The organism is Streptomyces sp. NPDC021115 (genome assembly GCF_044333065.1).
Classification (GTDB): Bacteria; Actinomycetota; Actinomycetes; order Streptomycetales; family Streptomycetaceae; genus Streptomyces.
Map to the genome: position 1 here is coordinate 334,051 of NZ_JBIRQF010000002.1, position 26,071 is coordinate 360,121.

General features: G+C 68.4%; 16 protein-coding genes and 1 pseudogene. 5 read left to right on the forward strand and 12 right to left on the reverse strand.

Features of this window, described 5'->3' with window-relative positions:
* Positions 1-5 precede the first annotated feature (5 nt).
* The 3 genes from ACH4TL_RS07175 to ACH4TL_RS07185 form a co-directional block, all read right to left on the reverse strand.
* The gene (locus tag ACH4TL_RS07175) at positions 6-6,311 is read right to left on the reverse strand and encodes a protein kinase (RefSeq protein WP_398310630.1); all 6,306 of its coding nucleotides are present in this window, start codon (positions 6,309-6,311) and stop codon (positions 6-8) included.
* Positions 6,312-7,090: 779 nt separating this feature from the next.
* On the reverse strand, positions 7,091-7,543 hold the full coding sequence (locus ACH4TL_RS07180) for an ASCH domain-containing protein (RefSeq protein WP_398310628.1): 453 nt from the start codon (positions 7,541-7,543) through the stop codon (positions 7,091-7,093).
* Positions 7,544-7,569: 26 nt separating this feature from the next.
* Positions 7,570-9,615, reverse strand: coding sequence for a GNAT family N-acetyltransferase (locus tag ACH4TL_RS07185; protein ID WP_398310625.1), 2,046 nt, complete (start codon positions 9,613-9,615; stop codon positions 7,570-7,572).
* Between the two features lie 250 nt (positions 9,616-9,865).
* Here ACH4TL_RS07185 and ACH4TL_RS07190 point away from each other — a divergent pair, with 250 nt between their 5' ends.
* The gene (locus tag ACH4TL_RS07190) at positions 9,866-10,018 is read left to right on the forward strand and encodes a hypothetical protein (RefSeq protein ID WP_398425180.1); all 153 of its coding nucleotides are present in this window, start codon (positions 9,866-9,868) and stop codon (positions 10,016-10,018) included.
* 41 nt (positions 10,019-10,059) lie between these two features.
* Here the strand turns inward: ACH4TL_RS07190 and ACH4TL_RS07195 are convergent, their stop codons facing one another.
* The 7 genes from ACH4TL_RS07195 to ACH4TL_RS07225 all read right to left on the reverse strand — a co-directional run bounded on the left by ACH4TL_RS07195 (position 10,060) and on the right by ACH4TL_RS07225 (position 17,979).
* Positions 10,060-11,046 (reverse strand): hypothetical protein, encoded by a 987-nt coding sequence (locus ACH4TL_RS07195; protein ID WP_398310622.1) that lies wholly within the window; start codon positions 11,044-11,046, stop codon positions 10,060-10,062.
* 371 nt (positions 11,047-11,417) lie between these two features.
* Positions 11,418-11,573 (reverse strand): hypothetical protein, encoded by a 156-nt coding sequence (locus ACH4TL_RS07200; protein ID WP_398310619.1) that lies wholly within the window; start codon positions 11,571-11,573, stop codon positions 11,418-11,420.
* A 487-nt stretch (positions 11,574-12,060) separates the two neighbouring features.
* The gene (locus ACH4TL_RS07205) at positions 12,061-13,794 is read right to left on the reverse strand and encodes a hypothetical protein (RefSeq protein WP_398310616.1); all 1,734 of its coding nucleotides are present in this window, start codon (positions 13,792-13,794) and stop codon (positions 12,061-12,063) included.
* A 1-nt stretch (position 13,795) separates the two neighbouring features.
* Entirely contained in the window at positions 13,796-14,683 is an 888-nt protein-coding gene (locus ACH4TL_RS07210; protein ID WP_398310613.1) for a carbohydrate ABC transporter permease, read from the reverse strand.
* On the reverse strand, positions 14,680-15,612 hold the full coding sequence (locus ACH4TL_RS07215) for a carbohydrate ABC transporter permease (RefSeq protein WP_398310610.1): 933 nt from the start codon (positions 15,610-15,612) through the stop codon (positions 14,680-14,682). The genes ACH4TL_RS07210 and ACH4TL_RS07215 overlap by 4 nt, the downstream gene beginning before the upstream one ends.
* A 37-nt stretch (positions 15,613-15,649) precedes the next feature.
* Positions 15,650-16,897, reverse strand: a complete 1,248-nt coding sequence (locus ACH4TL_RS07220) for an ABC transporter substrate-binding protein (protein ID WP_398310607.1) — start codon at positions 16,895-16,897, stop codon at positions 15,650-15,652.
* Positions 16,898-16,968: 71 nt separating this feature from the next.
* Complete coding sequence (locus ACH4TL_RS07225) at positions 16,969-17,979, reverse strand: ROK family protein (RefSeq protein WP_398310604.1); 1,011 nt, start codon at positions 17,977-17,979, stop codon at positions 16,969-16,971.
* 86 nt (positions 17,980-18,065) lie between these two features.
* Here ACH4TL_RS07225 and ACH4TL_RS07230 point away from each other — a divergent pair, with 86 nt between their 5' ends.
* Entirely contained in the window at positions 18,066-19,274 is a 1,209-nt protein-coding gene (locus tag ACH4TL_RS07230) for an ROK family transcriptional regulator (RefSeq protein ID WP_398310601.1), read from the forward strand.
* Positions 19,275-19,376: 102 nt separating this feature from the next.
* Here ACH4TL_RS07230 and ACH4TL_RS07235 read toward each other — a convergent pair whose 3' ends face one another.
* Both ACH4TL_RS07235 and ACH4TL_RS07240 read right to left on the reverse strand, forming a co-directional pair.
* The gene (locus ACH4TL_RS07235; RefSeq protein ID WP_398310597.1) at positions 19,377-21,740 is read right to left on the reverse strand and encodes a glycosyl hydrolase family 95 catalytic domain-containing protein; all 2,364 of its coding nucleotides are present in this window, start codon (positions 21,738-21,740) and stop codon (positions 19,377-19,379) included.
* A 306-nt stretch (positions 21,741-22,046) separates the two neighbouring features.
* Positions 22,047-22,277 (reverse strand): hypothetical protein, encoded by a 231-nt coding sequence (locus tag ACH4TL_RS07240; RefSeq protein WP_398310594.1) that lies wholly within the window; start codon positions 22,275-22,277, stop codon positions 22,047-22,049.
* Positions 22,278-22,326: 49 nt separating this feature from the next.
* Between ACH4TL_RS07240 and ACH4TL_RS07245 the strand changes: the two genes are divergently transcribed.
* The 3 genes and pseudogenes from ACH4TL_RS07245 (at position 22,327) to ACH4TL_RS07255 (ending at position 26,058) form a co-directional block, all read left to right on the forward strand.
* A complete protein-coding gene (locus tag ACH4TL_RS07245) occupies positions 22,327-22,566 on the forward strand; it encodes a hypothetical protein (protein ID WP_398310591.1) in 240 nt (79 codons plus the stop codon).
* A 446-nt stretch (positions 22,567-23,012) separates the two neighbouring features.
* Positions 23,013-23,915: pseudogene (locus tag ACH4TL_RS07250) on the forward strand (non-reducing end alpha-L-arabinofuranosidase family hydrolase); the annotation flags it as partial.
* Positions 23,916-24,225: 310 nt separating this feature from the next.
* Positions 24,226-26,058: an RICIN domain-containing protein gene (locus tag ACH4TL_RS07255; RefSeq protein WP_398310588.1), complete on the forward strand. Its 1,833-nt coding sequence runs from the start codon at positions 24,226-24,228 to the stop codon at positions 26,056-26,058.
* The last annotated feature ends 13 nt before the right edge of the window (positions 26,059-26,071 follow it).

Genomic DNA, 26,071 nt, shown 5'->3' on the forward strand with positions numbered 1-26,071 from the left:
TGCGTTCAGCGGGCGGACGGCGTGCCGAAGTAGCGGGGGTGGGGTGCGACGATGTCGTCCCAGTCGGCGTCGTGCGGGAAGCGGATGACGTCCCAGCGCGCGTCGAGCAGCCGCTCCTCGGCCTCCTCGTCGCGCAGCGCCGTCGTCTCGGTGTCCGGCAGGTCGACGAACACGGCGAGGTTGACCCCGGGCAGCCGGTACACGTAGTCCGCCAGGACGTTGGCCTCGGTGATCAGCGTTTCGCCCTCGTCGGGGAGCCGGAGGCCGCGGGCCTTCAGCCAGGTGAGGAGGTTGTCCTGCGCGACGGCCTCGCGGACCGCGGTTTCCACCGCCGTGGGTGTGGCGGGCACCTGGTCGAGGAGCCGCTTGAACCGCTCGGAACGGGACTCGCTCCGCGCTTCCTTCGCCGCCGTCGCCGACGCGAGCCGCACCAGCAGGTCGCGCGCCGCGTGCCGGTTGATCAGGGCGTGGTTGAGCTGGTTGCCGTAGGTCAGCAGGCACTCGTAGCAGCCGAGCGCGCACGGCCGGTCCGGGTGCGGGCCGCGCAGGTCGGTGCCGTCCTCGTCGAAGTGGCAGATGGCGAGGGCCTGCCGGGCCGCCTTCGCCAGTGCGTCCTTCTCCGACTGGAGACGGCGCAGCACACCCGCGCCGCCCTCGGCGGCCTCCATGAACAGGATGCGGTTGCGGGGGCCGTCGTCCGGTGGCAGGAGTTCGCCGGACAGCTCCACGTCCTCCAGTTCGAACGCGGCCTCGATGCCCCGCTCGAGGGCGTACATCACGGACACCGCGACCGGTTCCGGCAGCGGCTCGTCGAGGGTCACGACGAGGATGTTGCGGCGGTCCTCCACGAAAGGGATGACCCGCTTCTTGCGGCGCCGCTCGTTGCCGTCCGCGTCGATCCTGGGCAGTTCGCCGGAGTCGCCGGACGCCTCGGCGGCGTCCTTGTCGTTCATCCAGCGGCCGTCGGCCAGGTCGAGCCAGTAGCCCGGCGGCTCGTCGTTCTTGGCGCGCACCCGGCTGGTGTTGGTGATGCGCACCGTCGCCGAGTCCCCGTACGCCAGCTCGGCGACGGGTGTGCCGGAGGCGTCGGAGACGGAGGCGTTCAGCCGGCCCTTGCGGGCGCCGTGGTCGTGGAAGCGGTACGACGTCTCCAACTTGTAGCCGGCGCGGCGCCGCTCCTCCTCGTCGGAGGAGATCCGCTCACGGCGGGTCGTGTACACGGTGTGCAGGTGCAGCAGGCCGTAGGTCGGGGCACCCAGGGGCTCGCCGCACATCTCGCAGCGGTCGGCGCGCTCTTCCGGGTCGTGGTGGTAACCGCACTGCGCGCAGCGGCGGGCCTGGCTGGTGGCCAGGTCGCCGGAGGAGTCCGGCGGGAGCTGGATGCGCGTGACCTGGTAGCGGGCGCCCTCGTGGTAGATGAGGGCGCCGGGACCGAACTCCCGGATGGCGAGGAAGCGGGGCCGCTGGAGGTAGTCGCCGTCGCCTCGGCGGCGTCCCACCGTGGGGATGTACGCGGCGAGCGGCAGTCGCGGGAAGCTGTAGCCGGGCAGGAAGCCCTCGGACGCCAGGTACCGGTAGGGGTTGAAGTCCGAGAGGACCGACTTGCTGTCGGCGCTCTCGTTCATCAGCAGATTGAGCTGCGTCTCCGCCTCACGGCGGCGGGCGTTGGCCCGGTTGCGGTCGCTCTCGGTGAGGCTGTAGTCGAGGCGGCGCTTGTTCTGGATGTACTGGTCGTCGAGCGCGGCCCGGAACAGCTTGCGCCACCGCTCGAAGGCATCGTCGAACCGCTCCGGCACGGTGCGGACCTTGTCCTGGATCCAGTCGTCGTGCCACCACGTCGTGTCCACGAAGTCCGGCAGCAGCGGGCCCAGGACTCGTAAGGCGGCGTCGACGGTGCGTCGCTGGGCGCTCTCGTCGCGGGAGGCCGCCAGGATGTCGGGCAGCAGCTCCAGGGCGGGGTCCGGGCGGTCGCCGGTGTCCGGGTACGACACGTCGAGGACTTCGGGGATGGCGCGGCCCAGCTTCAGGCCGGCCTCGGCGATCCAGATGCCCTGGAGGTGGGAAAGGACCAGGTCCTCGTTGGCGAGGTCCAGGCGGGGCGGGGCGACCGCGCCCGCCACCATCCGCTCCGAGCGGCGGAAGTAGTACTGGTCGTGGCTGTTGCCCGTCGCGCAGTACGTGGTCACCAGGGCGGGCTGGCCACTGCGGCCCGCACGGCCCGAGCGCTGCGCGTAGTTCGCGGGCGTGGGCGGCACGTTGCGCATCATCACCGCGTTCAGCGAGGAGATGTCGACACCCAGCTCCATCGTCGGCGAGCAGTACAGCAGTTTCAGCTTCGCCTTGCGGAACGCCTCCTCGCGCTTCTCCCGCTCCTCCGGCGCGACCTGCGCGGTGTGCTCGCGGGCGAACAGCCCGGACAGCGCACCCGCGGCGTCCTGGTACAGGTCACGGAAGAACGTGTTCACGCGCGGCCCTTCACCGCTGGGGTAGGTGCGGGTCAGCGGGTCGTGGGTGCCCGTCTCGCCCTTGCCCGCACGCCAGATGAGCGATTGCGCGGCCACCCGGTAGCCGGTCGCGGCGGGGGCGGTCGGCCTGCGGTAGCGGCCCGCGCGCTGCGGAGCGTCGGAGACCTCCTTCACCAGGCCCGCCTTGCTCAGGACCTTCAGCAGCTCCTCGATGACGAGCTGGAGATCGCCGGTGTCCAGCTCCTTGAAGGACCGGTCCGCGCGCCGCAGGTACTTGCCGAACTTGCCGCGTGCGGACAGGAACAGACTGGAGCGGTCCAGACCCGGACGCGAGGGATGGGGATAGGCGGTGCCGACCCTCGGCTTGTCGGACGCCGACAACACCCACGGGTCCACCAGCCGCTCCTCGCTCGCCCGCTGGAGCGAGTCGAAGTCGTCACGGAAGTACGACACGTCGATGGCGAGGGAACGGCGCATCTCGTTGAGCAGCGCCTTCATGATCTCGGCGCGCAGTGCCGGGTCCGCGTCACGCAGCGCCTGATGCGTGGCCTCCCACCGGTCCTGCTTGCCCGCCACCCAGGCCAGATCCTCGTAGTCGATCTCCAGCAGGCCGGTCTGCTCCAAGTTGGGCATGGTGATGCGCCAGCCGCGCTCCAGGTCCAGGTAGAGACGGAAGGCGATCACATCGCGGAGCGTCTTGGCGGCGTTGCGGGCGAGCGACGGCGGGAGATCGCTCTCACCGGTGTAGTCGGCCGGGTCGATGGCGAGCGCGTTCGTCACCGCGGAGGCAAGTTCCTCGTGGTGGATGCCGTCCTCGCCCGCGTCCACGGCCGCCCGGTACAGCGCGCCGCGCAACTGGGTGATCTGGACGAAGTCGTTGAAGTGGCCGGCCTGGAGGGACGCGTCCTGCCGGTTGTCGACGAAGGTGAGGAGCTTGCGCGCCTCCTCGTCCAGGGCCTTTTCCGGCACCGACTTCAGCGACCGCACCACCGACGCCGATATCAGGGAGGTCGCGGAGGATCGGCCCTCCTGGTCGAGCGTTGCCAGCTTCGCGAAGTCCCGGCCGCGCGTCTGCTCGTACGCCACCCCGCATTGCAGGCAGAACAGGAACGGGGACGGGATGAACGCGGCCCGGAGCTCGCCTCGGCCCTCGTAGCCGAGCGGGTCGACGGTGACGGCACGCGGCACCCGGTCGCGGTACGACTTCCTCACCACCTCCTGGCCCTTGTCGTCCAGCTCCAGCCAGGACTCGGGCAGCCGGCGGTCGTCCACCGCGTACTGGGTGTCGGACGGCCAGCCGCGCTCGTGGTCGACGTACAGATAGCCGTCGCCCTGCCGCCCGCCCGTCGCCGAGGTATCACGGCGCGCCTCGTACCGGACCTCTCCGTCCTTCTCGTTGCGCCACACCGTCAGGTATTCCTGGCCGCACTCGCGGCAGAACGCCAGCGGCATCAGCAGCTTGCCGCCGCTGCCCGGCTGTTCGAGCTGGTAGGAGCGGGTGAGATGACGGGAGAGCTTGTCCTCCAGGGTGACGTACACGGTGTCGCCCTTGGAGAGGAACTGGTGCAGGCGGAACGCGAACAGCGGCCGGTCCGTCACCGGATGCCTCGCCTGCGCACCGGCCTCCAGGGTGGCGCGGATGGCGGCGGCGCACTCGTCCTCGCCGACCCCGGACTCCTCGGCCAGCTCCGCCGCGGCGACCTCGATCTTCGTGGGCCGCCGGCGCACCAGCCGCCCCGTGGCCTCGTCGGTGGCCAGGCCGAAACGGGTCTCGATCCAGCGGGCCAGCGGGTCGCGCACCAGATCGTCGTACGCGCGCGGCGCGGCGGGTGAGGTGAGGCGGCTGGCGGGGACGGTGCCCGGCGTATCGCCGGTCGCGCGGACCAGGGTCTCGCCGATGACGTGCTCGGGGTGCACCGTCGTACCGAACAAGGTGCTCGCCACATCGGCGACGACCTTCTTCTGGTCGTCGAGGGGCCCTTCCGTCGACATGGTGGCCGACGTGCCGATGCATTGCAGGTCCGCCGCCTGGCAGGCCTCGCGGACGCGACGGATCAGCAGGGCCACGTCGGCGCCCTGCCTGCCGCGGTAGGTGTGCAGCTCGTCGAAGACCAGGAACTCCAGGCCGCGCGCCATCGTGATGAGGCTGGCCCGGTCGGCGGGGCGGGTCAGCATCAGTTCCAACATCACGTAGTTGGTGAGCAGGATGTCGGGCGGATTGTCGCGGATCTCCTTTCGCTTCTCGTCGTCCTCCTGGCCCGTGTACCGGGCGAAGGTGACCGGCTCGCGTCCCGCGCCGTAACCGTCGCGCAGATACTTCTCCAGCTCCCTGAGCTGGCTGTTGGCGAGCGCGTTCATCGGATACACGATGATGGCCCGCACCCGCTTGCGGGCCGTGGGCCCTTCGGCGTCCCGCTGCCGGAGCGCCTTGTTCACGATCGGAACGATGTACGCCAGCGACTTGCCGGAGCCGGTGCCGGTCGTCAGCACGTACGACGCGCCGGACGTGGCGGCCTCGACGGCCGCGCTCTGGTGCTGGTGGAGCGTCAGGGGACGGCCGTCGCACACCGTGCCGCCTTCGGTCTTCCCGGCCTGGAAGATCCGGGCGCACTCCTCGTGCAGCACGCCCTGTCCGGACAGTTCGGCGACCGTGCCGCCGCTCCTGAAGAACGGGTTGAGCGAGAGCCAGGGGTTGGGCCACTGCGACTTGGCGTTGAGGTCATCCTCGACGAACGCCTCGATGCGCTCATCCCGGATGACCGTGCCGCCTTCGGTGAAGAGGCGGTAGTCCTCGATGAGCGTGCGATGGACGCCGAAGACATCCATGCCGGCTCCGGAAGCGGTCACCGGCACGGGCTGCGGGGCGGGTTCCTCGGCGGTGGCCGGACGGGCGGGGGTCTCGGCGCCGTCCTCGCGCAGGGGACGGGTCGGATCCAGAGCGCTCCAGTGCGGCATCTGCGAGGCGTTGTCCTCTGCCTGTCCCGCCAGCGGAAGCAGCGCGCCACGGACGGCCACGGCATCCACGGGGCGGTCTGCCGGATCCTTGGCGAGCAGCCGGTCTACGAGACGGGCGAGCTCGGCGGGGACCCCCGTGCGGATCACCGCGATGGGCGTCGGAGCTTCCCCCACATGCTTACGGGCGAGTTCGTAGGGGGACTCGCTTGTGAACGGGGGGACGCCGACGAGCATTTCGTAGAGGACGCAGCCCAGCGCGTATAGATCGGCGGCCTGAGTGACCTGGTTGGCCCGGAACTGCTCGGGAGCCATGTAACGGGCGGTACCCACGCTGACGCCCGTACTGGTCAACCGGGTCTCGTCGGGGTCGTCGACGATGCGGCCCATTCCGAAGTCGAGGACCTTGACCGTGCCGCCCTGGGTCAGCATGACGTTGGCGGGCTTCAGGTCACGGTGGACGATGCCGGCGGTGTGCGCGGCGGCGAGGCCGTCCGCGATCTGGGCGCCGATGGCGGCGACCCAGGAGATGGGGAGCTGCCGCTCCTCCTCGACGAGGTCACGTAACGTCTCGCCGTCCAGGAACTCCATCGCGAGATAGGGCAGGCCGTCATTGTCCTCGGCGACTCCGCCGTCGATGAGCCGCGTGAGGTTGCGGTGGTCGAGGCGGCGCATGATCCGCACCTCGCGGGCGAAACGCTCCACGGCCTTGGGGTCGGCGGCGGTGTCGATCCGGGTGCCCGTGCGGCGGCGCAGAATCGTCTTGACGGCGACTCTTCGTTCGGGGGTGCCGTCCGCGGCCTGGAGATCTTCCGCTCGGTGAACCTCCCCCATGTTGCCCTTGCCGATGACGTTACCTATGCGGAACCGGCCATCGATCAATTCGTGGCTCACAGCCGCCCCCCATTGCTCTGTTCGCGCCGTTCCCCAGCAGAACGCGCCCCCTGTACCTGCTGTCACACAACCGCCATCGTGACACAGCGGAGAGTGTGGAAGCCGTCACCGTTCACCATCGATGACGTTATTTGCCGTTCAGTGACTCGTTGACATTGTCAACGAGTTAACTTATGCGCAGCCATGTCGTCACGCAAGGGGATGGGCGGCATCGGGTCTCGAATCATCAGCAGCGCTGGCTCCGGCGTTCGGCCGTGAACGGCACCACGCCGAACACGCCTTCGCGCCGCATGCCTGCACGCTGGACCCCCGTAGTGCCGGGCGCCCGCGGGATGAGCCGGTTCGGCCAGGGTTGCCGGGTGACGCGATGAAGGTGCATGCGGATGCTGACTACACAGATGCGGTAAAGGTTGTGCGAAAGATAAGAAGAACATGTGTCTGATCGGGTGAGGTGGTGCGGGCGCTGCCGCGGCGGCACGCGGGACGCGGTGGCGCTGCGGACCGGGACGAAGGGGCGCCGCCCGCCTCTCGGGACGCGTCCCGGCACTCCCAGCGGTCCCAGGTGCCTGAGTAGTTCAGCTCGCAGGGCGCTGTCGGTGAAGGGCGCGCGCCGCGAGGTGCTGATGGACCACCTCGGCGGGACGGCCGTATTCCGTCCTGTGACCCAAAGGGGGAGGACCGTCGGCGGTGAGGCGCTGCGTCGGGTCGGTGGCTCAGGATGCCGTGAAGCGGGCCCTGTCGATGGCCGACCGGGCGCGGACGGCCCCTTGGGTTCTCGATCAGGCGGAGCCTGAGTCGATGACCCGCTGGAGGAGTTCGGCACCTGCTGCGTCTGCGCTTGCGATGGACTTGAGTTCCTCCACGTTGAGATAGCGGTAACTCTGCGGGACGGTAAAGGGCGAGCACGCTCGGCGTAGCGTGGTGAGCGGCACGGGAGCGGGTAGTTTGCTCGGGGTATCGAGGAAGAGCGCCGACAGCGCGCCGGACCCGGTCGCGTACTCATCGTATTCGCGCCGGGTGATTCCCGATCGGGTGGCAACGCTCTCCCACAGGTGGCCGGGTTCAGCGGTGACGACGGTGTCGACACGGACGGTGCCGGCCAGTGCCATCTCGGGCGCGGAGGCGTAGAGCACCACGAAGGTCCCCGGCGGGAAGGCGACCCGACGCCGACGCAGCTCGACGGTCTTGGTGCCGTCGAGAATCGCCGAGGCGAAGCGCGGACGGATCGACATCAGGACCGCTTGTTTCGATGGTGGTGTCACGGTCTGGCGTGCCCTTCCTCGTACACGGCGCGGAACAGTCGCGGGCTGATCCGGAAGATCGACCGCAGGGACAACTTATGCCCCTGAGCCTCGGCGAGGTGCCGGAGACGAGCCAGAGGCACCGGGCGCGACAATATTTGTGTATCGGAGAAGCGAAGTGCCATCGCGCGTCCCTCGTGACGGTGTGCGATGTTCCTGACCTGCGCCCGGTCGAAGACTCCGAGGTGACGGAAGCGGTCGTACAACGCGTCCGCTTCGTTGACCACAACCTGGTCGAGGCGCGAGCAGGCGACCACCGCCGAGATGGCGGTGCTCCTGTCTGTGCTGGCGTACCACAGCAGGCGGGCCGGTGCGGTCTCACCATGGCGGGTCGGCGCCCGGTAGTAGACATGCTCCCGGCTGATGCCGAGTTCGTCGGGCCGGGGGATCAGTGACTCCCGGAGGCCGAACAGTAAGTCGGCTGGGCCTGGTTTGATCGGGACCAGGAACGACGGGAGGGGCGAATCGATCAGTTTGGCCGGCCACAGCGTGCGTTCCACGGAGGCGGCGATGTAGGCGGAGGCCGAGGCTGGAATCGCCGGTGGGGCTACCGAGATGGTCTGCACCGCGCGTTGGACCGCTTCGACAACGTTCGCGGTGTCGGCGCACACGTCGATGACCAGGCCGGCCCATTCCTCGTCACGCCGCGTGAATCCGTCGGAGTCGAGCGCCGAGCGCACGTGGTCCGACAACCCCGGATCCGTCACGCGCACCGCGTGGCCGCCGCCGTCCCGGCAGTGTCGGCGCAGGGTGAAGACCAGTTGCCGAGCCAAGGTCGGTTCCAATCGGTGCGCGACGGTTCGTAAGACCCGGACCTCCAGGACGCGCTCGTCCATGCGCCATGCGTACAGCGCGAGCGGCTGCCCTTCGGCATCTGCGATGAGTACGCATCGCCCATCGCCGCGCGAGATGGCTGCCCGAAGCCGCGCCGCGAGGTGGGAGTCCACACCTGCGCCCTGCTGAATGCCGAACGAGGTGAGCAGACCGTCCTGCCACGAGGTCAGGACCCGGGCTTCCAAGGACGTCCCCAGCAGCCCGGGACTGTATCCCTGAGACTCGCGGAGGTTGTGCACATTCGATACCACCGCCGCGGGCGGGAGCACCTGTAGCTGGCATTTTTCCCAGATCTCTTCCGCCAGCGAGGTGAGAATTTCGTCGGTGCTGACCAAGACGTGCGCCCCTGCGGCGGCGGCCTCGGCGGCATACCTGATCCGATCAGCCGCGGCCCCATCGGAAAGGATCGCTAGGTGACGCTCGGCCGCACCGGCCAGGTGCTCCATATGCTGCCGTACGACGTCGTCCGGGATCGACGGACGGTGATAGCTGTGCGTTGCCCGTAGTGTTCTTTGCCGCTCGCCATCATCTGCGATCTTGTCAATGTCGTGCAGCAAGCGTGGAGTCACCACGATATGCAGGAGATCGCTCAGCCACTCGGCGCGCAGCGCCTGCGCATCTTGGGCAGCCGCAGATTCAGCAGCGCCGTGCATCTCGGTCATCACACCGCAGTCGATGGCCACGATCAGAGGGGCCTCATCAGCTTGCGAGGAGAAAAGATCCGGAAGCCCGTGATCCTTCCACCACGTCGTGAGCACGGCGTGATCCGAGCCCCGGCCCGGCCGGTCACTCAGCGGGACGAACCCGAGCTTCTCCCACATGCCATTGAGACCGTAATTGCGACGGCAATTGAGCTTGATACCCCGTCGATCGGGGTGCCGACGCGTGATCTCTTCGACGAGCCGCCGGGCTACCTTATGGCCGTTCCACTCCGGAGCGACGCACAGGTGCGCCAAGCGGACCTCCTGACGGGGCAGCCCGTACAACGCGTACCCGGCCAATTGCCGACCCACCATCGCCGCCAGCAGCGTCCCGGCGGCTGCGCTCTCCCGGAAGGCTTCGCGTGGTAAAAGGCCAAGCGTTTTGCGGTGCCGGTCGCCAAGACTGATGACGGCGTCCAATAGCCTGCCGTTGTTTACTCCGACCTGTACCAGGCGCACGTCTGCCACGACGCCCCCTCCGTCGGCTTCTCTCCCCCTGGTCTATTCTCCGGTGTTTGTCGCGTTCATCCAGAGACGCATCCCAGCCACATGGCCGGGTAACGACTCACCGAACGCGCGGTCGGCGATCGGAGTCGCACTCGCCTCCGGCCATCCCGGCCAAGCCAGGCTCGAGCCCCCTGCCCCGCCTCGCCGACAGCTGGACGGCACCGGATGTTGGCGGCCGCAGCCGCTGGGCCCGGAAGAATCCGAGCGCCTGATGGCCACCTACACACAGCGGCCCCCGCGCCTGGCCCGTAGCCTGACGCGGGTGTGCGGTTTGGAGACCGACGGCAGCGCGGAGGACTACCAGCGGATCGGACGTGATCACGTGCCCTTCGTCCGTGTCCTCCCCGAGGAACGGAGCGCGTAGGCGGTGCGGTCGCCGAGCCGTGGAAGCGGCTGTAGTCCGTCCTACCGTTCCGCGGTGGCGGGTGTGTGTTCCTCCCACCACGCGCGGCATGAGACGTTCTCCGGCTTCTCGTGGCAGGGAACCCAGTTCTGTCCTGTGGGCGCGCTCATGTCCACGTACCACAGCTGTTGCGGACGCGCGGGAGACGCCTCGGCGACGAAGGGCTTCTTCCCGTCCTTCAGCGTGACCTCTCCTGTCTGCTGATTCGCGTCGCGGTAGCGGGCCTTGATATCCCAGGTGCAGGTCTTGCCGCGGGTGACCGCCTCGATGCGGAACCCTCCTGGCGATTCCCCGCCGCCCAGGTCCATCCTCTTCCGGCTGAAGTAGGGCCGGGCCTGGTCCTTGCCCGGATCGGTGATGAGCGGGGCGAAGTCCGGCTGTGTGAGGTCGTAGAGGATGCCCGTGTACGAAGCCTCTCCCTGGGGCGGGAACACGAAGACCGACTTCGCCGAGGGTTCGCGACAGGAGATGTCGCCGGCCTTCATGTCGATGATCGAGAGCTGGGTGTTCCGTTTGCTGAAGAGGTTCATGGTGAAGGCCGTCGAGTCCGTTCCGACGTTGTTGAAGGCCGTAGGGTTGTTCTCCAGCGTCGTCGGGAACCGAAGGGTGCGGCCGCCCAGGGAGGTGAGGAAGGCACGCGCCTTCCGCATGCTGCCGCTCGTGTAAGGGATCATTGCGGAGAGCTGCTTCTGCTCCGCCGCAGTCAGCGTGCGGTCCAGTACGACGGTCCAGTTCTCCGGTTCGCTGCGGTCGTAATCGATGGTGCCGGTGAACGGCTTCTCTTCCTGATCCAGCTTGTCTTCGACGTCCTGCTCTGTTTTCGTGCGAGATTCCTGCGTCTTGGTGTCACCGACGAACCCCACGTAATAACCGAATATGCTTGCGACGAGGAAGGTGACAAGCCCCAAAGCGATGGTCAGGCTGATGTACTTCTTCCTGGTGGGCTGTGCCATGCCGCTCGACCCGGGCGCGAAGAAATCGCCGGTCATGGCCCTTAAGGAGGGTCTCTCAGGGCTGCCACCGGAGGAGCCTGCCGCGCTAGGCGGCGCCGGCGCGCGGGCGGGCGGATCGGGAGTCTCCGGCGTTTCGGGAGGGGGAACCGCTGACACAATCATCCTCCACGCGAGTGCTGTGCCATGCCGTGCCTTCTGAGACAAGCAGCGTAGCGCTGTGCGTCGGCCCGAGGAATGATGTATGGCCTTTCTTGAAGGGCTCATCGCCGAGTTCCTCAGCCAGGTCCTCCTCGTCAACAGAAAGCATGTCCTTACCTAGAGGGGGAGCCTCTCCATCCCGGCCACCCCCACCGCTGACATGATCTTTTCAGCTGCGCATCAGCCGGCCGATGCGCACCCGCTGCCTGCTACTGCTCGAAGACATCGACAGCCTCGGACGGCCAGGCCCACTCCTGGGCCCGCATCGTCTCGTTGTCCTCGTGTTCGACGATGTGGCAGGGCCGGACGTAGAGCCCGCGCTTGTCGAACAGCGCCTTGTTACGGGTGACCTGGTTGGACGGCATCTGTACCGGGTCTTTCGGGCCTTGCTCGGTGGGGCTGGGTGGCTGGGCCTTGGCGATCTTGATGCTTGTCAGCGCAGGAGTCTGCGGCCCTGGGCCGAGGGCGAGGGCGCATGGTTCAGCGTGTGGAACCGCGTCAGGTGCAGGTAGATCGCGAACTACCAGGTCACAACCACCTTGCGTGTCCAATCCAGTGGCTACGCCAGCGCCAGCACCGTCGTCAGCGGCGTGATCCGTGGGGTATTGGTCCAGATCCCCCCTCGGACACGTACCAGATCCCCACGGTTGCTCGTCGACCGTGGGGATTTGCCGTTGTGCGGGTCGAGTGTGACCTCGGCACGCGAACAGCGCCCCCGGCGCACCGCTGGGGAGTCAGGTACGGCGCTTCGGACAAGGGCGGCTGGACCGAACCGCTGCTCCACACGCTTCCCGCCGTCTGGAGGACGCCCTCGGTCCCGGCACGTGAACCGCGCCGAGGCCGGGGGCGGTTTCAGGGCTGCGTGCCGATGAGGGACAGCGTGTAGGTGCTCGGGACCCGTCCGGTGATGCAGACCCTTGTCCCTGGTACGGGATCGCGGGCGCCGAGGTAGGAGAACTGCTCGCCGTCGTCGAAGACCGGAGGCTGGGCGGGACCTGAACCGTTGCCGGGGCCGAACCGGATGGTGTCCCCGCCCACGGTGTAGCTGCCCGTGCCCTCGACGAGTTCGTACGAGTCGGGGTCGCTGAGGGGCCGGACGCCCTTGAGCGTCCCGCCGGGACGGAAGACGAGTTCCAGGACGTACGAGGTCGGGATGGCGCGCAGATCCAGCCGGACGTCGACGCCGGATTCGGTCACGTCGACGTCGGCGTCGATCCGCAGCTGATGGTCGTCGGTGGGGCGGTGGGGGAAGTCCATCGAGGCGAAGAAGCGTCCCTCGTCGCCCAGTTCGTAACGTCCGTCGGCCCGGTGCCGGTAGGCCGGGAGCGGCTGGTAGAAGTGGGCCTGGGTGGTCTGGGTGAGCGCGTAGCGGCCCTCACCCCTGACGTACAGGCCCTCGCTGCGGAAGGGCCCGAGGTCGAAGAAGGCGACCGACAGCCGCAACGACTCCAGGACCGCGTTCCCCTGGCGGAACCGCAGGAAGGTGGGGTTGGTCGACAGGCCGGAGGCGATGCGTGGGAACCGGGCGTTGTCACTGCCGCCGAAGACCGTGACGCCGCGTCGCCCGGCGCGGACGCGGGCCAGCCCCGAGTCGGCGAGCACCGTCCGTCCGACGGCGGGACGCACGGGTCCGGCCGAGGGCAGGGGCCCGGCCAGCCGAGGGTCCAGGAGTACCTCCGCGAGGGCGTGGCCCGCGATTTCGCCGTCGACTCCGCGCGCGAGGATGTCGGTGACCAGCCGGGCATGGTCACCGCGCGACTCGCGGAGGGCGAGGCGCCGGTATTGAAGCAGGAATCCGGCGCCGTCGAAGCGCATCCGCTGGTCCTGACGGCGGGAGTGCACGGATTCCACCGTGCCGTCCTCGTCGAAGAGCGGGGCGAAGGCGTCGAGGTTGCGCCGCACCTTCTCCTCCAGTTCGGGACGGGCGAGCACGTCCGCGATGACGAGGAGCGAGGGGTTCGTCACGAACGCGGCGTACAGGGGGCTGCGCTCGGAGTACATCCCGTCGGGGTAGATGTCGATGCCCTCCGCGAGCCATTGGCCGATGCGGGCAGGAAGCCGCGGATCGGGCTCGATGTGGTGGAGCCGGGCGAGGGCGGCGCACAGTTCCCAGCGGTGGTTGGGGGTGTGTACCCCTCCGGTCAGGAGCGCCGGGGTCACGGCGCGCCGGATGCCGGCCAGCGCCGCGTACAGCTCTCCCATCTGTGGCAGGTCCCCGACGCCCGTGGTGCCGATCAGCTCGGTCATCACACAGACGTCGCCCACGGTGAACGACGAGTCGGGGGGTGAGGCGAGGTTGTCGCCGCCGAACAGGCCGTCGTCTCCCTGAAGGGTGGTGAGCTGACTGATCAGGCCCTGAGCAGGACCCAGCAAGGTCTCCGCGTCGCGGTGCCAGCGCGAGCGAGGGCACGCCAAGGCAGTGAGGAGCGCCTTGGCGTCGGCCGCGAGGAGGCGGTGCTGGGCGGTCGCGTAGCCACCGTCCGTCCAGTCGGTGACGATGCCGGGGATGCGCCGGTCGAGCGGCCCGACCAGGGCGTCCACGAACCCCAGGTCGGTACCGGGGCCGAGAAGGGAGGCCGGTGTCATGTCAGTCCTTCAGCCCCGCCTCGATGTCGGCGTTCATGACGTGGCGCTGGAACACCAAGAAGATCAGCACCAGCGGCAGCAGCGAGATGACGGAGGCCGCCAGCAGCACGGACCAGTCGATGTTCTCGGCTCCGATGAGATTGCGCAGGGCCACCTGAAGCGTGAACCGCTTCTGATCGTTGAGCACGATCAGCGGCCAGATGTAGTCGTTCCAGCGCCACTGGAACGAGAAGATCGCCAGGGTTACCACGATCGGCCGGGCGATCGGCAGCATGATCCTGAAGAAGATGCCGAATTCGCTCGCGCCGTCCAGGCGGGCCGCCTCCAGCAGCTCGTCGGGAACGGTCAGGAAGAACTGGCGGAACATGAAGATGCCGGTCGCGGTGATGATCGACGGCACCATGACGCCCGCCAGGGAGTCGTAGAGGCCGAGGTTCCGCACGACGGTGAAGGACGGCGTCAGGATGACCTCGGTGGGCAGCATGGTTGTCGCCAGGACGCAGATGAAGAAGGCTTTGATCCACCACGCGGAGTACTTGGCGAGGGCATAGCCCGTACTGGCGCTGGCGAGGACCGTGAGGACGGTGGTCAGGCTCGCCACGACGAGGGTGTTGGTGAAGTAGCGCGCGAAGTGGATCCGCTGCCAGGCGGTCTCGAATCCCTGAAGGGTCCAGTGGCGCGGGAGGATGGAGAGTGGATAGCTGAACAGTTCGCTGCCCGGCTTGAAGGCGCTGAGGACGAACCACACCACCGGAAAGGCGAACAAGGCGGCCAAGGCCCACAGCACGAGGGTGAAACCGGCCGTGCGCGTGGCCGTTCCCGCGCCCCGGGGGCGCCGTCGCACTGTCGCGACGCCGATGTCCTTCACAACGCTCCTGCCGTCCTTCATGACGCTCCCCGCCCTCTGCCCACACGCATCTGAACCAGCGCGATCACCATGAGAATCACCATGAGGACCATGGACACGGCGCTGGCGTAGCCCACCTTGGCCTGCTTGAATCCGGTCTCGTAGATGTACTGCACTATCAGCCGGTTCTCGGTGCCCGGACCACCGCCGTTGAGCGCTTGGACCATCGCGAACTCCTTCATGGAGTTGATCGTCGACAGCAGGATCACCATGAAGGACGTGGGTGCGATCGCCGGCAGGGTGATGTACCGGAACCGCTGCCAGCCGCCGGCCCCGTCGAGCTCCGACGCCTCGTAGTAGGAGCGTGGCACGTTCTTCAGGGCCGCGATGAACAGGAGCATGTTGAAGGCCGTGGCCGCCCAGGCGCTGGCGAAGATCACGATGGCCAGGGACAGGTCGCCGTTGGACGACCACTCCACCTCCGAGAAGCCGAGCTCGCCCAGGACGAAGTTGACGAAGCCGAAGTTCTCGCCGAAGAGCCAGCGCCAGATCACGCCCGTGACGATCGGGGAGATCAGCCAGGGGAAGAAGAACACCGTCTTGGCGAGTGTCTTGCCGCGGGTGAACTTGCTGACGAGGAGCACCGCCACGCCCAGGGACAGCACGTAGGTCAGGGGGACGGACAGCAGCACGTAGACCGCCGTACGCCGCAGTGCCGCGTAGAACTCCGGGTCCGAGAAGAGCGTGTGGTAGTTGTCGAACCCCACGAAGTCGGCCTGCCCGAATCCGCGGTAGTTGGTGAACGAGTAGAGAAGGCCGAGCGCGCCTGGCCAGATGAAGAACAGCAGGAACATGACGATGTTGACCGCCGCGAACGCGACGGGTGCGAGCACGTAACGGCTGCGCCGGCGCCGCCGGGCCGCTTCGGGCAACGGCGGACTGATGCGGTGGGGTTCCGCGGTGATCGTCATCGGCGTCGGCCTCTCCACTTCCTCGTCTTCCCGCACGTCATCCGGTGAGCTGGGCGTCCATCTGCTTCTCGATCGCGTCGATCGTCCGGCGGACGTCCTGCTTCCCGCTGAGGAACTTGACGGTCTCGTCCTTGATCGGGTCGCTGTCGCCGCTCATGCCCTTGTAGGCGTAGGTGAGCTCGTTCTTCATCTGCTGGGCCGACACCGGATCGGACTTGGCGATCTCGTCGTTGTAGAGGTCGTACGCCGCCTTGTGGTCCTTGTAGTCGACGTTGACGCCGTCCTCCACCGGAAGGAAGCCGGAGATCTCACAGAGCTTCGCGTAGTTCTTCGGGCTGTAGAGCCAGTTGATGAACTTCCGGGTCTTCTTCGCGTTCGGGCCGTTGTATCCGACGAGGTAGTTCGTCCCCAGGTTCGTCGCACGCACCGGCTGCTTGGGCATGAGGACGGACGTCCACGCGAAGTCCTTGATGTTCTTGGAGAAGTCGGTGATCTGCCAGACACCTGAGTAGTAGGCGGCGACCCGGCCGCTCTTGAACAACGCGCCGGCATCGTCGTCGGACAGCCACACCGAGCGCGGCATGAGCTTGTCGTCGTTCATCGCCTTGAAGCGTTCCAGCGCGGTGGCGGTCTTTTTGCCGGTGGTGAACTTGCCCTGGGCGTTCAGCGGGAAGCCGTTGCTTCCGAACTGGTAGAGGAAGGAACGCAGCCGGTGGCTGGAGGAGTCCATCACCAGGCCGTACTTGGCATCCGCGTTCTTCTGGACCTTCTTCACCGCCGCGGTGAACTCGTCCCAGGTCCACTGGGCGTCGCCCGACGTCGGATAGGCCACCTTCGCCTTGTCGAACAGGCTCTTGTTGATGAACAGCCCGACCGCCGTCAGGTCCGTCGGGAGCGCCTCGACGTGCCCCTTGGGGGACTTCGACAGAAGGCCGGGTTTGATGTGGTTCGTGGTGGCGACCTTGCCGAGGTCGAGCAGGGAGTCGGCCCACACCGGGTCGACCGTCCCCACGCGGGCCAGTGCGGGCAGATCGTCCGCCTGCGCCGCGTTGCGCAGCTTTGTCGTCAGGTCGTCGTAGGGGATGTCGACGACCTCGACCTTGACGCCGGTCTCCTTGGTGTATTCCTTCGCCATCGCGGCGAACCCGCCACCCTGGGCCCCGTCGCCGGAGAGCCAGAACTTCAGCGTGTCCGATTGGTTTCCGCTGGGGCTTTCGCCACCGAAGGCACAGCCGGTCAGGCTGAGGGCGAACACCGTCGCGAGGGGTATGAGCTTGTTTCGCATGCCGTCCAACTTTCGTCGCGCTCACGTGAGACGTACTGCCGCCCGGCAGGGCGGGAAGGGGGATCCGAGGATCAGCCGCAGATGGTCCGTAGTCCGGACGGAGACGCACCGGTGCGCTCCGATAACGGAACGGAAGGCGCCGTATCGGCCGGGGCAGCGGCGCCTCGCGCAGGCCGTGCCGCCTCGCGCGCGGCGATCAGGGCACCCGTGAGCGCGGCGTCGTCGTGCATGTCCGAGCGCAGCAGGCCGGGCGGGAAGGGCACCAGCCGCTTGAGCGCCACGGCGAGTTCGGCGAACACCTCGGTGTGTTCGGCCATCCCGCCGCCCACGACGATCCGGGCCGGGTCGAAGGCGGTGGCGAGGTTGGCGACGGCGGTGGCGAACCGCCGGACACGCACGTTGATCAGTTCGTTGAAATCGGGCTCGGCCCGTGCCAGGTCGAACGCCGTACCGGCGGTGGTCCCGTCTCCCGTCCAGGCGCGTGCCACCTCGGTGAGCGCGGCGCCGGAGAACGTCTCCTCCAGCGGAGCTCTGCCGTCGCGTACGCCGGGGTCGTCGGGGTCCAGCACCTGGTACGCGATCTCGCCGGCCGCGCCGTTCGCGCCGTCCAGCACGGTCCCCCGTACCACCAGGGCACAGGAGAGTCCGGTGCCGACATTGAGGTACAGGCCGTATTCCACGCCGTTCAGCAAGCCCTGCCGGGTCTCGGCCAGGGCGGCCGCCTTGACGTCGTTCATGACGGTGATCCGCGCCGCGGGGAACATGTCGGCCAGCACGTCGCGCACCCGCAGGTTCTCCCAGCCGGGGGTGTTCGGTGCGAACAGCACTCCGTCGTCGGTGGCGATCCCGGGACAGACCATACCGACGCCCACGACATCGGTGAGTCCGGCGTCCGGGCCGAGCAGCCGCCTCAACGACGCCTCGATCCGTGCGAAGAGATCCCGGGGGCCTCGCGCGGCGAGGGTCGGCAGGCGGTCCGCGCGAGGTGCCGAACCGCCCTGCTGACCGGCGACGAGGAGGGCGGTCTTCGTGCCACCCACGTCGATGGCCACGACAGGACCGAGGGGTGCAAGCGCTTTCATGGCGATGATTGTAAGGGAGGCTCCTAAATTAACAAGGGCTTGGGAGCGATACCCTGTCTTCACGTCTCAGAGCCGAGGGGGAGCCGTTGGGCAAGCTGACGCCGGTGGCCACCAGCACCACCTACATGCGCCACCTCAACGAGCGATCGGTCTTCCACCATGTGTACGCGGCCGATTCCGTCTCCATCCCGCAACTCGTCAAGGTGTCGGGGCTGTCGAAGCCGACCGTTACCGCCGCGGTCGCCGTGCTGGTCGACGCCGGGCTCGTGCGGCGGCTGGGCCTGCGCACCGGCAAGGCCGGGCGGGCGCCGCAGCTCTTCGGGCCGGAACCCACCGCGGGATGGGTCATCGTCCTGGACATCGGGCGTCGCTGGGTGAGGCTGGCGCTCTCCGACCTGGTCGGCGACGTGGTCCATGTGGCGCGGGTTCCGTCGGCCCGGGACGCTGAGGGGCTGGTCGGCGTCATCGAGGACGTGGTGGCCTCCACCCTCAGGGAACGCTCGCTGACCATGGCCGACCTGCTCCAGGTCGTGGTGGGCTCCCCGGGCGTCTACGACCCGGAGGAGCAATCCTTCAAGCTCGCCTCCAACCTGCCGGGCTGGGAGTACGCGCTGCACGTGAGGAAGCTCGCCGAGTTCTTCGCCGAGGCCGGGGCCGTCCGCTTCGAGAACGACGTGGATCTGGGCGCGCTCGGCGAGTGCGCCAGAGGTCTGGGCCGGGGCATCGACAACTTCGTCTACCTGCACGTCGGTTCCGGCGTCGGCGCGGGTATCGTGCTGAACGGCAAGCCGCTGCGCGGTGCTCGCGGCATGGCGGGCGAGGTGGCGTTCATGCCCGTCCTCCCCGTCCCGCGGCGCGGTCTGCCTCCGGAAGTGCGGGAACGCGGCATGCTGGAGAGCGCCACCGCCGGCGACGCCATCGTCGACGCGGCCCGCCGAAACGGCCTGGCAGACGCCGAGCGGGCCGAAGACGTCCTGGCGGCCGCCGGGGCGGGAGACGCGACTGCTCGTAAGATCATGGCCGACGAGGCCCGCGCCCTCGCCCTCGCGCTCGCCTCGATCATCACCGTCGTGGACCCCGAGCTGATCATTCTGGGTGGCGGTGTGGGCGGCCAGCTCCACGATTACATCCCCGCGCTGAGGGCGGAGCTGTCCCAGGTCGTGCCCTTCGAACTGCCGCGGCTGGCGGTGTCGACCCTCGGGGATCAGGGGATCCTGTACGGCGGCGTGGAGACCGGTGTCGAACTGGCGCGGGAGCTTGCGCTGGAACGGCGCTTCACCGACGACCCGGGATGAGGGGCGTCGGGCGTCGGTTCGAAGGGCCCTGCCCCGGATCCCGTCTCCCGCGCCGCCCACGGACCCCGCCGCCGGGCCGGTCGGCCGACCATCACCGGGCGGTCAGCCGGAGACCCTGATCCGTGTCCGCTGCCCGGCGGCCAAGGAGACCCTCCTGGCGTGCGGGCCGAGCGGAGAGTCGGCGACGTCCGCCGAAGTGGCGACGGAGGCCATCCAGCGGCGGCTGATCAGCGTGACGTCCTGGGTGGTGTCCGAGGTGACCGTCACCACGGTGGTACGGGCGGGCAGGTCCCACTCCAGACTGTGCACCCGTATCCCGCCCCGGCCCCGGATGCCCGTGATCGTGCCCTTGCCCCACGGCTCGGGTAGCGCGGGAAGGAGCTCCAGAACACCCGGCCTGGTGTAGAGCAGCGCTTCGGCCAGCACGGCGGGCAGGGTGTTCGCGGCGTCCGCGTTGTAGACGTCCAGACCGGGATTGTGGGAGGTCATCAGCGACCGGAAGAGCATGTCATTGCCGATGATCTTCCTCAGGTTGTCGTACACCGCGGCGCCGTCCTTGAGCCGGGCGGCCACCAGGGCGCGATGCAGGCTGCCGTGCGCGGACAGGTTCTGGTCTCCGCGCACGTCGAGCGCCTTGAGCGCAGGGGCCAGAAGGTCGGGACGCTCCTCCGGGTTGATCTCGTGCAGCGGCCAGGCCGCGTAGAGGTGCTGGACGTGCCGGTGGTCGTAGCGGTCCGCCAGACCGTCCCAGGACCACTCGGCCAGGGCGCCGTCCTCGTTGACCGCGTAGTCGGGCAACCTGGCCAGCAACGCGGTCCAGCGCTCGACGCCTTCGCCGTCACCCTGCTCGGCCCCCAGCGCGTTCGCCGCGTCGATGGCGGCCGTGAGGGCGTGCCGGCCCGCGGAGATGTCACCGGTGGCGTTGATCGAGAGGCATACGCCGGTATCGCCGGGGCTGTTCTCCATGGAGAAGGACGGCACGAACACCACCTTCCCGTGGGCATCGGTGCGGGTCAGGAAATCCTCGTAGAACAGGGCGAGCTCCATCAGGGCCGGGCCCAACCTGTCCCGCAGGAACGTTCCATCGCCGGTGACCTCGTAGTACTCCAGCAGCGGCTGGAGCAGCCAGTCCGCGCCACCGGTCCAGCAGTGGCCGGGGAACTCGCCGTTGTCGAAGTGGAGCATGTGCCCGTACTCGCCGTCCGTGCGGGAGGGGGCGAGGTAGCCGCGAGCGCCGTAAAGGTTTCTCGCGTTGGTCCGCCAGTGGTCGAGCTGGCCCACCACCAGATCGAAGTAGCCCTCCATGACCTCGGTCAGGTCCAGAATGCTGCCCTGGGCCACCTGGAGGTTGACATTCGCGTCCGTGGTGAAGTCACCGGCCCACGCGCTGCTCCAAGCCCCGGTCCAGATACCGGTCAGCCGGGGCGGCAGGATGCCACTGGAGCTGAGGAAGAGGTAACGGCCACAGTCGTAGAGCCGCTCGAGCAGGGCGCGATCGATCACCGCGGGGGTGGCCTTCTGACGCTTGAGCAACGCGGTGGTCGACAGCCGGCGGTCGGCCTCGGGCACGTCCAGATCGAGACGGGAGCGGTCGTACAACTCGGAGTGGATCGCGGTATGCCGGGCGAGCAGCGCCGCGTAGTCGGCTTCCAGCTCCGCCAGCTGTGCGTGCAGCGGCCGGGTGTCCCAGACGGCCGGTGCCTCGTACCGGTCCAGGCGGGTGAGCAGCGTGAGCCGCGCCGCCCCGGCGACCACAACGGCCGATCCGCTGACGCCGACCGCACCCCCGGTGGGCACGACGCGGGTCACGCCCTCGTAGCCGTATGCCCCCAGCCCCTTCGGGTAGGTACCGCGCAGGTTGAGCCATCCTGAGCCGTCAGCCACTGTGGCGAGAGTGGTGAAATCCACCCGGGTGTGCAGGTCGTCGCCTGCCCCGTGGGCGCTCGGAGCGTCGTCGAGCGCCGTGTGCACGCTCAGCGTGACATCGATGGTCCGGCCCGGGGGCGGCACCATCTCGTGGACGATGACCCGGTCGGCACGGGAGGCGAAGATCCGGCGGGACCACGTGCCGCGGCCGTCCGTCCAGGTGGAGCTGACCTGACCTGTGCGGAAATCGGTGGTCCGGCCGTATCCGTCGGCGACGGCCACGTCCGCGTCGATCCGGAGCTCGTACGCGGGGTGGTACATCTGCGTCCAGAGCAGTTCCCACCCGGCGGCGAAGTCCCGGTTCGCTCCCGAGTAGTCCCCGGCCAGCGCCTTGTCCCGGACGGGCTCCAGGCGCTCGGCGAGCACGGGCGGGGTGACCTCGCGGGTGCCGTTCGGCAAGACGAGTCGATGGTGGTTGAAAATCACCCTCTCCCGTGCGGGCTCCCCGTACAGCACGGCTCCGTACTCACCGCTGCCGGTGAGGAAACCGTCGGTCCAGGAGTCGGCGGGGGCGGTGTCATGGATCCCACGATCGGGCACGGAGATCGAAAGTGGCACGGGCGCGGTCACATCGCCCCCGCGGGGCTGTCCAAGCGGCATCGCCGTCTCTGCTTCCTTGAGGTGGGAGTCGCGGGACCAGGCACAGCGCGGAGGGCCCGTCGTGCCGCTGTAGCGTAGTCGGCCCCGCGGATCTCGGACCGTTCGCAAGGTACGGCGCTGCGCCGGCGCCAGTACCGTTGTGAGGGGCGTGGGCCGTGGGGTACTGATCCAGATACCGGCACCGCTCAGCCGCTTGTGATCCTTTCCGCTCGCGGGGTGTGCGCGGTCGGGGACCTGGCCGCCGGGTCACAGGCCGGACCGGAAGCGCAGGCCCCCCGTCTCGCCGCCCGCGGTGCTGAGCACGGCTTTACCCGCGCGCTCGGTGGTGAGGGCGAGTTCGTCGGTGGCGATGTCGACGGTGTAGCCGGGGGTCTTCCTGGTGGCCGGCACGGACACGGTGAGGGCGCCCGGGCCGCGGGTCACCTTTGCCCGGTCGGCGGGATCCGCCCACGCCGGTGTGGTGAGAGGATCGGCCACGGACGGTACGAGCGTCAGGGCCAGAGCAGCGGCCAGGAGTGTGCCTGATTTGCGAGCTTTGCGCGGTCTGCGCGGATCCTTCACCGCCCCGGTGCATTTGCGGCTGACGCGCGCCGGCGACGCCTATGCCGGCGAGTGCAGCGGTGACGTCGTCTCATGGACCACGGTCGGCACGGCCACCCCGGGCGGCGCCGCCGACGCACAGGACATCGGGGTGTTCATGACGGCCGCCAACGGCTGGACCGGCACCCGCGGGATCGCCGGCTTCCAAGGCTTGTCCGTCACCTGAGCCGGGCGAGGGCGGCGCCGTCCGGCGGATCCCGTGGCCTGGTGTGTGACGAGCCGTCGGAGGAGTCGTGACCGGTGGTTGCGGTGAAAGCAAGCCTTGCGAGCGATTCGACGCTGCTCTCGAACCTTGCGAGGGGTATTGACGCGGCCCGCTGTTCCCCTACTATCCAGGTTGCTCGACACTTCGGCCTTTGTTCGATATCACGAACACGCAGAGCTGCTCCACCCGCACAGCAGGGCACCTCTGGGTACGACATGTCATGGACTCGTCAATGTCCCGCGCCCGTACCGTCCCGGCGGGCCGGGCTCAAGAATCAAGAGGTCCTCATGCGTAGAGGAAGCTTCAGCCGCAAACGTCTGTCCGTGATGCTCTCCGCCGCGGTCGCGGCCCTGGTCTCGTTGGCGGCGACGCTCGTCGCCAACCCGGCTCAGGCGGCCACCAGCGCGTGTTCTCTCCCGTCGACGTACCGGTGGACATCGACGGGTGTGTTGGCGCAGCCGGCGAACGGGTGGGTCTCGCTGAAGGACTTCACCAACGTGGTGTACAACGGCAAGCACTTGGTCTACGCGTCGAACGTGTCGGGATCGTCCTACGGCTCGATGAGGTTCAGTCCCTTCACGAACTGGTCGGACATGGCGTCGGCGGGCCAGACCGGGATGGGCCAGGCCGCGGTGGCGCCCACGCTGTTCTACTTCGCGCCCAAGAACATCTGGGTGCTGGCGTACCAGTGGGGTGCGTGGCCCTTCATCTATCGCACGTCGAGCGACCCCACCAACCCCAACGGCTGGTCTTCGCCGAAGCCGCTGTTCACCGGCAGCGTCTCCGGCTCCGGCACCGGCCCGATCGACCAGACCCTGATCGGTGACGGCCAGAACATGTACCTGTTCTTCGCCGGTGACAACGGCAAGATCTACCGAGCCAGCATGCCGCTCGGGAACTTCCCGGGCAGCTTCGGCTCGTCGTACACGACGGTCATGAGCGACTCGACGAACAACCTGTTCGAGGGGGTGCAGGTCTACAAGGTCCAGGACCAGAACCAGTACCTCATGATCGTTGAGGCGATGGGTGCGAACGGGCGCTACTTCCGCTCGTTCACGGCCTCCAGCCTGAGCGGTTCGTGGACCCCGCAGGCCAGCAGCGAAAGGAACCCCTTCGCGGGCAAGGCCAACAGCGGTGCCACGTGGACCAACGACATCAGCCACGGTGACCTGGTCCGCAACAACCCCGACCAGACCATGACCATCGACCCCTGCAACCTCCAGTTCCTCTACCAGGGCAAGTCCCCCTCCGCGAACGGCCCCTACGATCAACTGCCCTGGCGGCCGGGCGTCCTTACCCTTCAGCGCTGACCTGCCTGATCCACCGAGAACCCCAGCCGCGCGCCGGCTGGGGTTCCGCTTGGTGACCGGCGTCTTCTCACGCAGGGGTGACCAGCGCAAGGGAAACATGGGATGGATCAGGTCCCGATTGAGAGGGACATGTCTATTGACAGTGTGAGGGGCCGGTGGAATCACTAGGGGACATGGGATGTATGAGAGTTCTTCGTGGATGCTCTCGAGCGCCCTGTCCCCACTCGACCACCCCGGCCGATACCCAGGTGGAGATCTGGAGCTGCCACACGCGCCGCAGCCCAGCGGCGCCGAACCGCAGGAGGATCGGATGAGGGCGAGAGCGAGACCCGGCCGTCTGGCACTGGTGGCCTGCACGTTACTGGCACTCGTGCTGCCGCTGCTGTCGACGGCCACGAGTCAGGCAGCGTCGGACAAGTCGCTGAGCGTGAATCTGGCATCGACCCGCGGGCCGTCGACCGGCGTGGGGGAGGGGTTTCTCTACGGCATCAGCGAAGACGGCAGCCGGCCGGTGGACCAGTTCCTCCAGCCGCTGGGGATCAACGCCTTCCGCGGCGGCGGATGGTTCTCCGGCGGCTGGATCAGGGACGGCTACCAGTACGGCTCGGCCACCCGGGCCGACGTCGACTCGATCGTCGCGCAGGCGAAACGGCTCACCCGGGCCCCCTATCACGCGCAGTACCAGGTGCTGGTGAGCGACATCTACGGCGCGAACGGCGGCCAGCCGTCGAACACGAGGTATCCGTGCGACAACGGCGACTGCTCCAACTGGGTCAGCTTCATCGACTCCACGGTGGGAGCGCTGCGGGCTTCGGGGCTCACGTTCTCCTACGACATCTGGAACGAGCCGGACATCTCCGCCTTCTGGACCCGCGGAGTGAACAGCGCCCAGTACTTCCAGATGTGGGACACCGCCTACCGCGAGATCCGGCGCCTCGCCCCCGGGGCGCAGATCGTAGGGCCCTCCTTCGCGTTCACCCCGGAGCGCAACCCGGGCCAATGGCGGACCTGGCTCGCGCATGTGAAAGCGGCCGGGACGGTGCCGGACATGATCGCCAACCACAACGAGGGCGATGTCGACGACCCGGTCACCGTCGCGCGGGCCCTGAACGGCGCCCTGACCGCTGCGGGCATCGGTCCGCTGCCGCTGTCCTCGAACGAGTACCAGCCGGCCGACCGGCAGACTGCCGGGGTGACCGCCTGGTACCTGGCGCGGTTCGCGCAGTCCGGGTACACCAACGCGATGCGCGGCAACTGGGTGTGCTGCGTCGTCCCGAATCTGACCGGAGTCCTGACCCAGAGCGGGGGCAGCTGGCAGCCGACCGGCAACTGGTGGGCGCTTCGGGACTATGCCGATATGACCGGCACCCTCGTGGAAACCTCCGGCCAGGTCGGCTCGACGGCGATCTCGGCCGCCGAGGACTCCTCCGCCAAGCGAGCGGTGGCGGTCATCGGTGACTCAGGCGGGTACACCGGCGCCGCGTCCGTGACGTTCGACGGGCTGTCCTCCGTACCCTGGCTGGCGAACGCCGGCGGCGTGCACGTCACCGTGCACCGCATCCCGGACCAGGCGCCGCTCAGTGCGCCACAGACCGTATACGACCGGAATGTGAGCACCTCGGGCGGCTCGCTCACCGTGCCGTTCACGTTCCAGGGCTCGCACGACGCGTTCGCCGTCTATCTCACACCAGCCTCGTCGGGCGGCGAGGGCTTCCCTGACGGCTACCACCAACTCGTGGTCGCCAGCGACAACCTGTGCATGGATGTGTACGACAACTCCGGCAGCACGGGCGCCGCGATCGACCAGTGGACCTGCAACGGGCAGGGCAACCAGCAGTTCCGGTTCGTACCCGCCTCGGGCGGCTACGGCGAACTGCGGGCCCAGAACTCCGGCCTGGACGTGGCGGTGGCCGACAGTTCCACGGCGGCGGGCGTACCGGACATCGTCCAGCAGGCCCCCGGCGCCGCGGCCAACAGCCTCTGGGCGCCCGTGCGGCAGTCCGACGGCTCCTACGCGTTCCAGAACAAGAACAGTGGTCTGTGCCTGGACGTCTACGGCGGCGGCGACAACCCGGGGCAGCAACTGGACCAGTGGCCGTGCAAGAACACGCCCGGCACCAACCAGGACTTCATCCTCCGCTGACCGCGGCACCACG